The 14,414-nt window shown below is 61.3% G+C and carries 9 protein-coding genes, 2 tRNA genes and 2 pseudogenes; 4 read left to right on the forward strand and 9 right to left on the reverse strand.

Annotated features, from left to right (window positions below; all coding sequences use genetic code 11):
- Position 1: 1 nt before the first annotated feature.
- From rpsF to rnr, 3 genes are all read right to left on the reverse strand, one after another.
- Positions 2–424 carry a 30S ribosomal protein S6 gene (gene rpsF / locus AB4N98_RS09750; protein WP_003171371.1) on the reverse strand — a complete coding sequence of 141 codons (423 nt, stop codon included), beginning with the start codon at positions 422–424 and terminating at the stop codon, positions 2–4.
- 247 nt (positions 425–671) lie between these two features.
- A complete protein-coding gene (gene rlmB, locus AB4N98_RS09755; RefSeq protein WP_003217493.1) occupies positions 672–1,427 on the reverse strand; it encodes a 23S rRNA (guanosine(2251)-2'-O)-methyltransferase RlmB in 756 nt (251 codons plus the stop codon).
- Positions 1,424–4,054, reverse strand: coding sequence for a ribonuclease R (rnr, locus tag AB4N98_RS09760; protein ID WP_068937862.1), 2,631 nt, complete (start codon positions 4,052–4,054; stop codon positions 1,424–1,426). The genes rlmB and rnr overlap by 4 nt, the downstream gene beginning before the upstream one ends.
- Before the next feature lie 224 nt (positions 4,055–4,278).
- Between rnr and AB4N98_RS09765 the strand changes: the two genes are divergently transcribed.
- From AB4N98_RS09765 to AB4N98_RS09780, 4 genes are all read left to right on the forward strand, one after another.
- Positions 4,279–4,365: transfer RNA gene (locus tag AB4N98_RS09765), tRNA-Leu, on the forward strand.
- Between the two features lie 153 nt (positions 4,366–4,518).
- A tRNA-Leu gene (locus AB4N98_RS09770) sits at positions 4,519–4,605 on the forward strand.
- Positions 4,606–4,749: 144 nt separating this feature from the next.
- The gene (locus AB4N98_RS09775; RefSeq protein WP_460149400.1) at positions 4,750–5,775 is read left to right on the forward strand and encodes an extracellular solute-binding protein; all 1,026 of its coding nucleotides are present in this window, start codon (positions 4,750–4,752) and stop codon (positions 5,773–5,775) included.
- The gene (locus tag AB4N98_RS09780; protein ID WP_065879440.1) at positions 5,775–7,340 is read left to right on the forward strand and encodes an ABC transporter permease; all 1,566 of its coding nucleotides are present in this window, start codon (positions 5,775–5,777) and stop codon (positions 7,338–7,340) included. The genes AB4N98_RS09775 and AB4N98_RS09780 overlap by 1 nt, the downstream gene beginning before the upstream one ends.
- 123 nt (positions 7,341–7,463) lie before the next feature.
- On the opposite strand, the pseudogene AB4N98_RS09785 reads toward AB4N98_RS09780, so the two are convergent.
- From AB4N98_RS09785 to hflK, 6 genes and pseudogenes are all read right to left on the reverse strand, one after another.
- A pseudogene (locus tag AB4N98_RS09785) lies at positions 7,464–7,979 on the reverse strand (methyl-accepting chemotaxis protein); the annotation flags it as partial.
- Positions 7,980–8,369: 390 nt separating this feature from the next.
- Positions 8,370–9,398: pseudogene (locus tag AB4N98_RS09790) on the reverse strand (methyl-accepting chemotaxis protein); the annotation flags it as partial.
- 139 nt (positions 9,399–9,537) lie between these two features.
- Positions 9,538–10,827, reverse strand: a complete 1,290-nt coding sequence (locus AB4N98_RS09795; protein ID WP_065879441.1) for an adenylosuccinate synthase — start codon at positions 10,825–10,827, stop codon at positions 9,538–9,540.
- 54 nt (positions 10,828–10,881) lie between these two features.
- On the reverse strand, positions 10,882–12,069 hold the full coding sequence (locus AB4N98_RS09800) for an ATP phosphoribosyltransferase regulatory subunit (RefSeq protein WP_460149401.1): 1,188 nt from the start codon (positions 12,067–12,069) through the stop codon (positions 10,882–10,884).
- Between the two features lie 293 nt (positions 12,070–12,362).
- Positions 12,363–13,229, reverse strand: a complete 867-nt coding sequence (gene hflC, locus AB4N98_RS09805; protein ID WP_010213607.1) for a protease modulator HflC — start codon at positions 13,227–13,229, stop codon at positions 12,363–12,365.
- A complete protein-coding gene (gene hflK, locus AB4N98_RS09810; protein WP_017526418.1) occupies positions 13,229–14,404 on the reverse strand; it encodes an FtsH protease activity modulator HflK in 1,176 nt (391 codons plus the stop codon). Before hflK ends, hflC begins: the two co-directional genes overlap by 1 nt.
- Between the last annotated feature and the right edge of the window lie 10 nt (positions 14,405–14,414).

Below are 14,414 nucleotides of genomic sequence, written 5' to 3' on the forward strand. Positions count from 1 at the left end.
ATTACTCGTCAGCGTTATCGCTGCTGTCGCTGTCATCACTGTCAGCGCTATCAGCGCCTTCGTGCTCAGGACGGTCGCGACGCTCACGGCGCTCACTGCGGTTTTCTTCAGCCTTGAGCATCTCGGATTGGCCGGTAACGGCTTCTTCGCGACGGATGACCAGGTTACGGATCACTGCATCGTTGTAGCGGAAGTTGTCTTCCAGCTCGGCCAGGGCCTTGCCGGTGCACTCAACGTTCAGCATCACGTAGTGAGCCTTGTGAACATTGTTGATTGCGTAGGCCAGTTGACGACGGCCCCAATCTTCCAGACGGTGGATTTTGCCGCCGTCTTCTTCGATCAGCTTGGTGTAACGCTCAACCATGCCGCCGACTTGCTCGCTTTGATCCGGGTGGACCAAAAAGATGATTTCGTAATGACGCATGAATGCTCCTTACGGGTTGTAGCCTGCCGCTCAAAAACGGTCAGACAAGGAGTGAATGACACTTATGGATCTTGCCGCAAGGGAGGCACATGCGTGCCTGCCGAGTGGGCAAGGGGCGCAATTGTAGAGAAGGGGGAGAAAGGGCGCAAGGTGATTGGTGATTATTTGAACAATCTCTCAGACACCCCAGAAACAACTGTGGGAGGGGCTTGCCCCCTCCCACAGGTTGGATCCATGCCAAGCCTGATTACTTCTTGGCCTTGGCCTTGGCGCCACGCTGACGCTGGGCTTCAAACAAGCACACGCCGGTCGCAACCGACACGTTCAGGCTGCTGACGCTACCGGCCATCGGCAGGTGCACCAAGTAGTCGCAATGCTCACGCGTCAGGCGACGCATGCCTTTGCCTTCGGCGCCCATGATCAGGATGGTCGGCCCGGTGAGATCCTGGTCATAAATGCTGACCTCGGCCTCCCCCGCCGTACCCACGACCCACAGGCCGCGCTGCTGGAGTTTCTCCAACGTGCGCGCCAGGTTGGTCACGGCGACCAGTGGAATCACTTCCGCCGCACCGCAGGCCACTTTACGCACCACCGGCGTCAGGGTTGCCGACTTGTCTTTAGGCACGATCACCGCCAGCGCACCCGCCGCATCCGCCGAGCGCAGGCAGGCGCCGAGGTTGTGCGGGTCGGTCACACCGTCCAGCACCAACAACAGCGGCGCGCCTTCGGTACGGTCGAGCAGTTCGTCGAGCATGGCTTCGCCCCACACCTGGCTCGGGCTGACGTCCGCGACCACGCCCTGGTGAACGCCTTCGACCCACACGTCCATTTCCCGGCGCTCGGCCTGGCCGATGGCAACCTTGTTCTGGTTGGCCAGTTCGACCAGCGCTTGCACGCGCGGCTCGCTGCGACCTTCCGCCAACCACACCTGCTTGACGCGTTTAGGGTGGTGACGCAGCAGTGCTTCTACGGCATGCACGCCGTAGATTTTTTCCAGACTCATGACTTGGCCTTAGGTTTGCGCGACCCGCCGCTTTTCGCGGGGGCCGAACCCGCTTTTGGCGGGCCTTTACGATGCTTACTGGGTTTGCTCGACGGTTTTTCCGCCGCGTGGGACTTTCCCCCAGACGCCGCTTTACCACCGCTTTTGGCTTCGTTGAGCAACTGCTGCTTCAACTCGCGGCTTTTGCGCAATTCAGCATTTTTAGCCGCTGCGTCGCTGGGGCGGTAGGCTTCGGGGGCCTTGTCCTTGGCCGACGAACGCCGACCGGCCTTGGCCGGTTCAGGCTCAGCGGTTTTAGCAGGAGCACCTTTACCTTTGGTCGCCGGCGCCGCGGTTTCGCTGCCGCGCTTTTTACGGCCCGTCGGCGATTCGGCGGGTTTGTCAGGCATGCCGAAGTCGATCTTGCGCTCGTCGAGGTCGACGCGCATGACCTGCACTTCCACCGTGTCGCCCAGGCGGAAGCTGCGACCGGTGCGCTCGCCCGCCAGGCGGTGGTGCACGGGATCGAAGTGGTAGTAATCACCCGGCAAGGCGGTGACGTGCACCAGGCCCTCGACGTAGATATCGGTCAGCTCGACGAACAAACCAAAGCCGGTCACGGCGGTGATCACACCAGGGAACGATTCGCCCACGCGGTCTTTCATGAACTCGCACTTGAGCCAGTTCACCACGTCGCGGGTGGCTTCGTCGGCGCGGCGCTCGCTCATGGAGCACTGCTCGCCCAACTGTTCCAGGGCCGCCTCGTCGTACGGATAGATCCGCGCTTTCGGAATGGTCATGGCACCGGCGCGCTTGACGTGCGGGGTGTTCTGCTTGGAGTGGATCACGCTGCGGATCGCGCGGTGCGTGAGCAGGTCCGGGTAACGACGGATCGGCGAGGTGAAGTGGGTGTACGCCTCGTAATTCAGGCCGAAGTGGCCTTGGTTATCGGCGCTGTACACCGCCTGGCTCAGTGAGCGCAGCATCACCGTCTGGATCACGTGGTAATCCGGACGATCCTTGATGCTGGCCAGCAGTGCCTGGTAATCCTTCGGCGTCGGGCCTTCCTTGCCTTTGTGCAGGGACAGGCCGAGCTCGCCGAGGAAGGCGCGCAGTTTTTCCAGGCGCTCCGGCGGCGGGCCGTCGTGCACGCGGTACAACGCAGGAATCTCGTGCTTCTTGAGGAATTCAGCAGTGGCCACGTTGGCCGCCAGCATGCACTCTTCGATCAGCTTGTGCGCATCGTTACGGGTGGTCGGGGTGATCGCGGCGATCTTGCGCTCGGAGCCGAAGACAATCCGGGTTTCCTGGGTTTCAAAATCGATCGCGCCACGCACGTGACGGGCACCCAGCAACACCTTGTACAGCGAATAAAGCTGCTTGAGGTGCGGCACGACACCGGCGTACTCGGTACGCAGGGCCTTGGCTTCGCTGGTCTTCGGCGTTTCCAGGATGGTGCTGACCTTGTTGTAGGTCAGGCGCGCCTGGGAGTGAATCACCGCCTCGTAGAACTGGTAGTCGGTCATTTCGCCGGTTTTGGAGATGGTCATCTCGCACACCATGGCCAAACGGTCGACTTTCGGGTTCAGCGAGCACAGGCCGTTGGACAGCTGCTCAGGCAGCATCGGGATCACGCGCTCAGGGAAGTACACGGAGTTGCCGCGCACCTGGGCCTCGTTATCCAGGGCCGAACCGATCTTCACGTAGCTGGACACGTCGGCAATCGCGACGAATAGCTTCCAGCCGCCGGAGAACAGGCGCAGCTTGCCGGGCCTGGCTTCGCAGTAGACCGCATCGTCAAAGTCGCGGGCATCTTCACCGTCGATGGTGACGAACGGCAGATGGCGCAGGTCGATGCGTTTTTCTTTGTCTTTCTCTTCGACTTCAGGCTTGAGCTTGGCGGCTTCTTTGAGCACGGCCTCAGGCCAGACGTGAGGAATATCGTAGGTGCGCAGGGCAACGTCGATTTCCATGCCCGGCGCCATGTAGTTGCCGACCACTTCAACGATATCGCCCTGGGGCTGGAAGCGCGCGGTTGGCCAGTGGGTGATTTTCACCTCGACGAACTGGCCGACCTTGGCGGCGCCATTGCGGCCCGGGGTGATCAGCACTTCCTGCTGCACCTTCGGGTTATCCGGCACCACAAAGCCGATACCGCCTTCTTCGAAGTAACGGCCGACAATAGACTCGTGGGCACGGGACACCACTTCGACGATCACGCCTTCACGGCGACCACGACGGTCCAGGCCGGAAACACGTGCCAACGCACGGTCGCCATCGAACACCAGACGCATTTGCGCCGGGCTCATGAACAGGTCGTCGCTGCCGTCGTCCGGGATCAGGAAGCCAAAGCCGTCACGGTGGCCGGCGATGCGGCCGAGGATCAGATCGAGCTTGTCTACCGGCGCATAGGTGCCACGACGGGTGTAGATCAGTTGAGCGTCGCGCTCCATGGCACGCAAACGGCGGCGCAGGGCTTCGAGTTGGTCTTCGGTGGTCAGACCGAATTCTTCAACCAACTGCTCACGGCTAGCAGGCGAACCCCGATCGGCGAGATGCGCCAGGATCAGTTCGCGGCTAGGAATAGGGTTTTCATATTTTTCCGCTTCACGAGCGGCCTCGGGATCGAGGGACTGCCAATCGGCCATTAGAGAGTTTTCACCTTGTCTATATGCGGGTTAGTTTGGCATACGCGTATTGAAACGGGAAATTTCAGGTATCAACAAGCGTTTAAAAGCGCTTTATCGCCCTCGGCGCACACGTTGCACGACCATTGGCGAAATTTTCCAGGCTTTTTTAATGCAAGGGGTTTACAGCCAAAAATCCACTCCGTATAGTGCGCGCCATCGACGACGGCAACGTTGAAGATACTGCCCAGATGGTGAAATTGGTAGACACGCCAGCTTCAGGTGCTGGTGGCCGCAAGGCCGTGGAAGTTCGAGTCTTCTTCTGGGCACCACATTCAGATCAAACCCGCGAAAGCGGGTTTTTTCGTTTAAAGCCTTTGATTTTTAACGAGAATCTCGATTTATTTTTTTGAATCAGGGGTTTACAGATCAAAAAGCCCGCCGTATAGTTCGCCCCATCAACAGCGGCAACGTTGCTTGATAATGCCCAGGTGGTGAAATTGGTAGACACGCCAGCTTCAGGTGCTGGTGATCGCAAGGTCGTGGAAGTTCGAGTCTTCTCCTGGGCACCAAATTCAGATCAAACCCGCGAAAGCGGGTTTTTTCGTTTCCGGGGTTTAAAAAACTTACCCGCATGGGCAGTCATGCCGCACTTGAGAAACTTTATCGTTTATCCTTGCAATGATTTGTTGCATCTCAAGTGAGGAAAACCCCGGATGATGATCCGCGATACCCGTCTCAAGACATCCCTTCTGCGTGGCCTGACCATCACTCTACTCGGCCTGACCCTGCTCTCGCCCGCCGCCCATTCTGCCGACAAGGTGTCCCTGACCCTGTACAACGGCCAGCACAAAGAAGTCGGCGACGAACTCGCCAAGGCCTTCGAGGCCAAGACCGGCATCCACGTCAATGTGCGCAAAGGCAGCAGCAACCAGCTCGCCAGCCAGGTTGTTGAAGAAGGCGAGCGCTCTCCCGCCGACGTGATCTATACCGAAGAATCGCCACCCCTGAACAAACTCGGCGAACAAGGCCTGCTTGCCAAGATCGACGCCGGCACCCTCGATGTACTGTCCAAGGATTACGTCGGCCGCAACGGCGACTGGATGGGCGTGACCGCCCGCACTCGCGTGGTGGCGTTCAACCCGAAATTGATTGCCGAGAAAGACCTGCCCAAATCGGTGCTGGATTTCGCCGGCCCCGAATGGCAAGGCAAAGTTGGCTTCGTGCCTACCAGCGGTGCGTTCCAGGAACAGGCCGTGGCGATCATCAAGCTGCACGGCCGTGAAGCCGCTGAAGAATGGCTGACCGGTCTACGCGCCTTCGGCAAGGTGTACAGCAACAACATGGTCGCTCTCAAAGCCGTGGAGAATGGCGAAGTGGCCACCGTCCTGGTGAACAACTATTACTGGTTTGCCCTGAAGAAAGAAAAAACCAATCTGGATTCGCAGCTGCACTACTTCACCAACGGCGACGCCGGCGGCCTGATCACCGTGTCGTCCGCTGCCGCGCTGAAATCCAGCAAGCACCCCCAGCAAGCCCAGCAACTGCTGGCGTTCATGGCCAGCGAAGAAGGCCAACGCGTGATTACCAATACCTCGGCGGAATACCCGCTGCGCAAAGGCATGCAATCGAACCGTGGCCTCAAGCCGTTCAGCGAACTACAACCGCCCAACGTTACGCCAGCAGACCTGGGCAACGCCGAAGAAGCGCTGGAGCTGGAACGTGACGTTGGCTTGAACTGATGAACCCATCGCTGCCCGCCCCCGCCCTGCGCGGGGGTTTTAGCCCCCGACGCAAACGCCCCTCGATCTGGCTGCTGCTCCCCGTGCTGTTTCTGGTTGGCTTGAGCCTGCTGCCGCTGGCCTACGTCGGGCTCAAAGCCTGGCAGGCAGGCTGGGCAGAGGCGGTGCATTTGTTGTGGCGACCTTATGTATTCGGGCTGCTGCGCAACACCCTGGCGCTGATGGCCGGCGTGACGGTGACTTGCTGCGTGATCGGGCTGTCCCTGGCCTGGTTGCTGGAGCGCAGCAACCTGCCGGGGCGACGTATCTGGGGCGTAATCCTATGCCTGCCGTTTGCCGTGCCGGCGTTTATCAGCAGCTTTACCTGGGTGTCGCTGAGCGCCAACTTCGAAGGGCTGGGCGGGGCGATCCTGGTGATGAGCCTGTCCAAATACCCGTTGGTGTTTTTGCCGGTAGCGGCGACGCTGCGCAATCTTGACCCCTCCCTGGAAGAATCCGCCCGCACCCTGGGCCTGAATCGCTGGGGCGTGTTCCGGCGCATCACGCTGCCGTTGCTGTGGCCGTCCTTAGTGGCCGGGGCGCTGCTGATTGCCCTGCACATGCTGGTCGAGTTCGGCGCCTTGTCGATTATTGGCCTGCAAACCTTCACCACAGCGATCTATCAGCAATTCGAACTGGAATTCAGCAATGCCAACGCCGCGATGCTCTCGGCGGTGTTGCTGATGATGTGCCTGAGCCTGTTGTGGCTGGAGCTGCGCGTGCGGGGCAAAGGCCGTCATGTGCGCATCGGCCAGGGTGCCGCACGGCATGCCGGGCAGGTCAAGCTGGGCAAGTGGGCGCCGTTGGGCCAGGCGTATTGCCTCGCGCTGGCGATCATTGGCAGCGGCATTCCTCTGGGGATGCTCGGCTATTGGTTGGCCGTAGGGTCGTCGGCGGCGTTTCCAGTGGCGCAAATCAGCGAGGCACTGCTGTCCTCCCTGGCGCTATCGCTGGGTGGCGCGGCGCTATGCCTGGTGCTGGCGGTGCCGGTGGGGTTGCTGGTGGTGCGCTACAAGGGCCAACTGGCGATCTGGGCCGAACGCCTGCCGTATCTGCTGCATGCCCTGCCCGGCCTGGTTATTGCGCTGACCCTGGTGTATTTCGCCCTGCATTACGTGCCCGCGCTGTACCAGACGTCGGCGCTCCTGCTGATCGCCTACGCGCTGTTGTTTTTACCGCTGGCCCAGGCGCCGATTCGCACGGCGCTGAACAAGGCGGCACCGCAGTTGGAAGAGGCGGCGCGCACGCTCGGCGCCTCATCGTTCAGTGCGTTTTGCCGCGTGACCTTGCCGATTATCTTCCCGGCGCTGGGTGCGGCGTTTGCGCTGGTGTTCCTGGATGCGATGAAGGAGCTGACCGCAACCTTGCTGCTCAGCCCGACAGGGCTCAACACCTTGGCCACGGCCGTGTGGGCGCATACCTCGAATGTAGAATTCGCGGCGGCGGCGCCTTATGCGGCGTTGTTGATTCTGGTGTCGGGGTTGCCGGTTTACCTGCTCACGACGCGGATGTATTTGAGCCGCTGAGATTGCTATCGGGAGCAAGCCCCCTCCCACATTTGACTTCATTCCAAAGATGAAACCCGGTCAGGTGTGGGAGGGGCGGTGCGACGATTCGACTGGCTCCCGATGCGGCCGACACAGACACCGCTAAGCCCTGAACTGCCCCAAACTCGCCTTCAACTGCGCCGCCAAGCCATCCAGCACCTTGCCACTGGCGGTCGTTTCCACCACCGCCTGGGCAGCGCGCTCAGCCTGGGCATGAATCACCTCGACCCGCCCACGCACCGCATGCGCGCCCTGAGCCTGATGCTCCGCCGCGCGCGTCGCCAGACCAATTGCCGCATGCACCTGCTCCACCGAGGCCTGCACCGTCTGCTGCAACCGCACGCTGTCGCGCAGCACCAATAACCCTTCACTGGCCTGGCGCCCGGCCTTGCCGATGGTCTCCACCGCTTCACGCGCCCCCTGTTGCAACGCGACGATATGCGCTTGGATATCGCCCGTGGAGCTTTGGGTCTTGCTCGCCAGCGCACGCACTTCGTCCGCCACCACCGCAAAGCCGCGCCCGGTTTCCCCGGCGCGCGCGGCCTCGATGGCTGCGTTGAGCGCGAGCAAGTTGGTTTGCTCGGCAATGCCATGAATGACCGTCAGCACCACCTCGATCTGTTCGCTTTGCTGGGCCAGACGCTCGATCACCTGAGAACCGGCCTGGACCTGCCCGGCCAAGGCTTCGATCAAACTGCCGACCTCGGCCGAGGTGCGTGAGTTTTCATCCGTGGCCTGGCGAATATCCACGACCTGCTGCAAGGCCGCCTGCATGGCATGGCTTTCGGCCTGGGCTTCCTCGGCCATCTGCTCAAGGGCACGCAAGCTCTCGGCCACTTCATCGCGCTGCAGGCCGGCCGCGGCATCGGCACCCGCATTGCGCAGCGTCATGGCGCCAATCTCCACGCCGGTACGCTGGGCCACATCGCCCGCCTCGCGCACGATCGGCTGCAACTTATCCACAAAGCGATTGACCGCCGAGGCCATATCGCCGATTTCATCCTTACTGCTGATCTGCACGCGCTTGGTGAGGTCGCCCTCGCCCGCCGCCAGGTCGTCCATGGCCGCAATCAGCAGCTTCAGGCGATTGACTACGCGACGGCCGAGTACGACGGCGATCAGCAGCAACACGCCGAAACCGACCACCGCCAGCCCCATGCCGATGCGCCAGCGCAAAGTACCGGCGGCCTCCTGCACGGCACCGGTGGTGTTGGCGGTCATCTGGGTGGCGGTGGCTTGCGCCGACTGCAGGCGGGCGCCCATGGCGGCGGCACTGTCTGCGGCAGCCCCCTTGAGGCTGTCGCCGACCAGTTGATCGCCGCTGGCGATCAGGGCGGCAAAACGCTTGTCCAGCGCCTGCAGGTCAGCCTCCACCGACGCGGTCGACACGCCCATAAGCACCTTACCGATCTCAACGCCGTTGGGGCTGATGGACGCCTCGACGTAGAACACCGAAGGGTCATTTTTCGCGGCATTGAGCACCTTGTCCAAGGCGCGGTCGCCCTGGCCTTTTTCCAGCAACGCCTTGTTGATCGGGTTTTCGCGGTTCAGGTAGCGGGTCAAATGCTCGCCCGCCGCATCGTCGTAGACCACAAACAGCACGTTAGGATTGCGCTGGGCACGCCGGGCAAACTCAGACAGTGTCGGCACATCGCTGTCCCACATGGCGCGAGGCGCCACCGAGGCCAGCAGTTGCGCCATGTCATTGGCAGAGTCTCGCAGGTCTTTTTCCAAGGTCGCGCGCAGTTGCTTCTGCTCCTCCTGCAGGCGCGAGGAAAGCCCGGCGGTCAGACGCTGGCGCGTGCTGGCGGACAGGCTGTCCAGGCTGGATGTAACTTCTTTGCCGGCCTGCGCCAACTCGCCAGACAGCTTCTGACTATCGACACCCAGCCGAGCGCCTAAATCGGCCTCCAGCGCAGTGACAGTGCTCCGAGTCAGCGCCACCGCCACCAGCACCTGCACCAAAAGGGCGATACCTAGGGTAACGAACACCGGCCGCAACAGACGGCTTTGTAACAATGAGAGAACGGCAGACATCGGTAATCCCTCCACCACGGGTGCCAGTAATTTGATAGCACCGCGAAAGAAGGAATTACAGCAAGGGTCGTGCCGCTTGGCGAACAGAAACGAAAAAGGGCTCCCGAGGGAGCCCTTTCCTTTTTACATCAACAGCTTATTAAGCGAACGGATGACGCAGAACGATGGTTTCGTTGCGGTCCGGGCCCGTCGAAATAATGTCAATCGGCGCGCCGATCAGCTCTTCAACGCGTTTGATGTAGGCACGAGCGTTGGCCGGCAGCTCTTCCAGGGTCTTGGCACCCACGGTCGACTCGCTCCAGCCCGGCACTTCTTCGTACACAGGCTGCAGGCCCACGTAGCTGTCAGCGTCGGTCGGCGCAACACTGTTGCCTTGCGCGTCTTTGTAGCCGACGCAGATATTGATGGTTTCGAGACCGTCAAGTACGTCCAGCTTGGTCAGGCAGATGCCCGAGATGCTGTTTACATCGATAGCGCGACGCAGGATAACCGCATCGAACCAGCCGCAACGACGGGCACGACCGGTCGTAGCGCCGAACTCGTGACCTTGCTTGGCCAGGTGCGCACCGACTTCGTCGAACAGCTCAGTCGGGAACGGACCCGAACCTACGCGAGTGGTGTAAGCCTTGGTGATGCCCAGGATGTAGTCCAGGAACATCGGGCCAACGCCCGAACCGGTGGCCACGCCGCCAGCGGTGGTGTTGGAGCTGGTCACGTACGGGTAGGTGCCGTGGTCGATGTCCAGCAACGAACCTTGGGCGCCCTCGAACATGATGTCCTTGCCGGCGCGACGCAGGTCGTGCAGCTCGGCGGTCACGTCCAGCATCAGCGGCTTGAGCAGCTCGGCGTATTCCTTGCACTCGGCCAGGGTCTTGTCGAACTCGATGGCCGGCTCTTTGTAGTAACCGACCAGCATGAAGTTGTGGTAGTCCACCAGTTCACGCAGCTTGTCTTCAAAGCGCGGCATGTTGAGCAAGTCGCCTACACGCAGGCCACGACGCGCAACCTTGTCTTCGTAGGCTGGGCCGATGCCACGACCGGTGGTGCCGATCTTCAGCTCGCCACGCGCCTTTTCACGGGCCTGGTCCAGCGCAACGTGGAAGGACAGGATCAGCGGGCAGGACGGGCTGATACGCAGGCGCTCACGCACCGGTACGCCTTTCTCTTCCAGCTTGGTGATCTCGCGCAGCAGGGCATCCGGTGCAACCACCACGCCGTTGCCGATCAGGCACTGCACGCCTTCGCGCAGGACACCCGAAGGGATCAGGTGCAAGACGGTTTTTTCGCCATCGATAACCAGCGTGTGGCCAGCGTTGTGGCCACCTTGGTAGCGCACTACGGCGGCAGCATGTTCGGTCAGCAGATCAACGATCTTGCCTTTGCCCTCATCACCCCATTGGGTGCCCAGGACTACGACATTCTTACCCATAACACTTGTCCTCATTCGCGCAAACTTGGTGCCGGCGATGGCCGGCAGGAAAACTCAAGAAGCCAGTGGCGATACTTGCCAAAGCCCGTTCTGCAGAATCAATTGCCGGTCGCAGTCCGCTTCACGGGCGGCGGCCAATGGTTGCCCAGGCAAGGCCTGCACAACACGCTGACCCTCACTGCGCAACTGGCAGACCTGCTGCCAGAGTGCCGCGTCCGTACTGTCGGGCATCCAAATGCCACCAGACGGCAGCTCGACCTCAGCACGCCCCAGGGTCACCAGGGTTTTCAAATCGGTGGAGAAACCAGTGGCCGGACGCGCGCGACCGAAGTCAGCGCCGATATCGTCATAACGACCACCTTGGGCAATGGCTTGGCCAACACCCGGAACGAACACCGCGAACACCACACCCGTGTGGTAGTGGTAACCGCGCAGCTCGCCCAAATCAAAGTACAACGGCAACTGCGGGAAACGTGCCGACAACCGCTCGGCAATCGCCAGCAGGTCGTCGAGTGCCGCCAGCACCGGCGCCGGCGCATTCGCCAGGCGCTCGCGTGCAGCCACCAACACTTCGCGGCCGCCGCACAGGTTGACCAGCGCCCGCAGCATAGCGGCCAGGTCGGCCGGCACGCCTTCGGTCAGGGCGATGACTTCATCGATAGCCTTGCGCTGCAGGGCATCGAACAACTGTTGCTCAACCTCACCCGACAAACCGGCCGCACGGGCCAGGCCACGGTAAATGCCGACGTGGCCCAGGTCCATGTGGACATCCGGTACTTCAGCCAGTTGCAGCATGGCCAGCATCAAGCTGATCACTTCGACATCGCTGCTCGGGCTGGCGTCGCCGTACAACTCGGCGCCCAACTGGATCGGGCTACGGGACGACGACAAGGCACGCGGCTGAGCATGCAGCACGCTGCCGGCGTAGCACAGGCGGCTCGGGCCTTCACGACGCAGGGTGTGCGCATCGATACGCGCCACTTGCGGCGTGATGTCGGCACGGAAACCCATTTGCCGGCCCGACTGCGGGTCGATGACCTTGAAGGTGCGCAGATCCAGGTCCTGGCCCGCGCCGGTCAGCAGGGATTCCAGGTACTCGATATGCGGGGTCACGACAAACTCGTAACCCCAGCTCTGGAACAGATCCAACACCTGGCGACGCGCTACTTCAATGCGCGCCGCCTCCGGTGGCAGTACTTCTTCGATGCCATCTGGCAGCAGCCAGCGGTCTACCGTTGCCATTACGCCATTCCCCTTAGATCCGGGCGGCCAGCCCTCGGCCGAGCCTTGAGTGAAGCAGAAAATACCCGGCCCTCGCATAAACCACGCGCAAGAGCGACGTGACGAACGGCCTGCCAGCGGCCTCGTCGGGCACTTTCCTCGAAAAACCTGTCACGCCTGCCGAATCAAACATGCAGACGCAAAAAAGCCGGGAATTTCCCGGCTGCCGCATCATACACCCGTTTTCTGAAAGGATCACCCCGCCAGGCGTTTTAGCCGCCCGACGGAGTGTGTCCTACACAGTGACGAGCTGATTACTTGGATTTTTCCAGGTAGCGGAAGAAGTCGCTACTTGGGTCCAGCACCATGACGTCGGTTTTGTTCGCGAAGCTTTCACGGTAGGCACGCAGGCTACGGTAGAACGCGTAGAACTCCTGGTCCTGACCGTAGGCCTTGGCATAGATTGCCGCGGCTTGAGCGTCGCCATCACCACGGGCCTCTTCAGACTCGCGATAGGCCTCTGCCAGAAGGACACGACGCTGACGGTCGGCATCCGCACGGATACCTTCAGCCAGTTCGTTACCCTTGGCGCGGTGCTCACGGGCTTCACGCTCACGCTCGGTGCTCATGCGCTCGAACACACTGCGGTTCACTTCCTTCGGCAGGTCGATAGCCTTGACCCGAACATCGACCACTTCGATGCCCAGCTCTTTTTCCGCCATCGTGTTCAACGAACGCGTGATGTCAGCCATCAGCGCGTCACGCTCACCGGATACCACCTCGTGCAGGGTGCGCTTACCAAACTGGTCACGCAGGCCCGACTCCAGACGGCGCGACAAACGCTCGTCGGCGATCTGCTTGAGGCCGGAGGTCGCGGTGTAGAAGCGTTCGGCATCCTTGACGCGCCACTTGGCGTAGGCGTCAACCATCACGGCTTTCTTTTCCAGGGTCAGGAAGCGTTGTGTCGGTGCATCCAGGGTCATCAGGCGGGCGTCGAACTTGCGCACCTGGTTGACGTAGGGGACTTTCACATGCAGGCCCGGCTGGACATCCGCCTGGACCACGCGACCGAATTGCAGCAGCACCGCACGCTCGGTCTGAGCCACGATGTAGAAGCAGTTCCAGGCAGCGATGACCACGACGACGCCCACAATCAGGGCGGTCAGCGATTTATTGCTCATCAACGACTCTCCCTGGTACGTGTTTGCTGTTGCAGCAAGTCAGCGGCCGCACGGGCGCTCGCTTCGTTGGCAGCGGCATTCGAACCGGTGGACGGCGCGCTGGTGCCACTACGACCACCTTCGATCATCTTGTCCAGCGGCAGGTACAGCAGGTTGTTCTGCCCACCCTTGCTGCCGGTCACGAGAACCTTGCTGGTGTTGCTGAAGACTTCCTGCATGGTGTCCAGGTACAGACGCTGGCGAGTGACTTCAGGTGCCTTGCGGTACTCGACGACCAACTTGGTAAAGCGATCCGCCTCACCCTTGGCGCGCGAGACCACTTCGTCGCGGTAACCGTTGGCATCTTCGATGATGCGCTGGGCCTGGCCACGGGCCTCCGGCACCACGCCATTGGCGTAGGTTTCGGCCTGGTTACGCGAACGCTGCTCGTCTTCACGCGCGCGGATCACGTCATCGAAGGCTTCCTGCACTTCACGCGGTGCCGCTGCGCTCTGTACGTTCACCTGGGTCACAGTGATACCGGTGCGGTAGGTGTCGAGGAACCGTTGCAGGCGCTCCTTGATTTCGCTGGCCATCAATTCACGACCTTCGGTCAGCACCTGGTCCATGGCGGTGGAACCCACCACATGGCGCAGGGCGCTTTCGGTGGCGTGTTGCAGGCTGATTTCCGGCTGATCAACGTTCAGCACGAAGTCCTGCAGGTTGCTGATCTTGTACTGCACGGTCAGCGGCACTTCGACGATGTTTTCGTCTTCAGTCAGCATCTGGCCCTGCTTGGTGTAGGCACGCTCACGCGTGACGTTCTCCATGTACTTCTTGTCGATCGGCGGGAAGTAGATGTTCAGGCCTGGCCCGACCGTCTCGTAGTACTTGCCGAAGCGCAGCACCACAGCCTGCTCCTGCTCGTCCACGACGTAGACAGCGCTGTACAGCCAGACGGCCGCCAGTACGACAAGACCCAGGCCCAGCAGGCCATAGCCACCGCCCTTGCTTGTGCGACCGCCGTCGTCACCACCCCGTTTTTTTCCACCACCGAACAACCCATTCAGGCTTTCCTGCAGCTTTCGGAAGGCCTCGTCGAGATCTGGTGGCCCCTTGCGGTCGCCATTATTGCGGCGTTTACCACCCCAAGGATCCTGATTATTCGAGTTGCCACCCGGCTCATTCCAAGCCATAGCGCTCTCC

This window comes from Pseudomonas sp. S3_E10 (genome assembly GCF_054667615.1).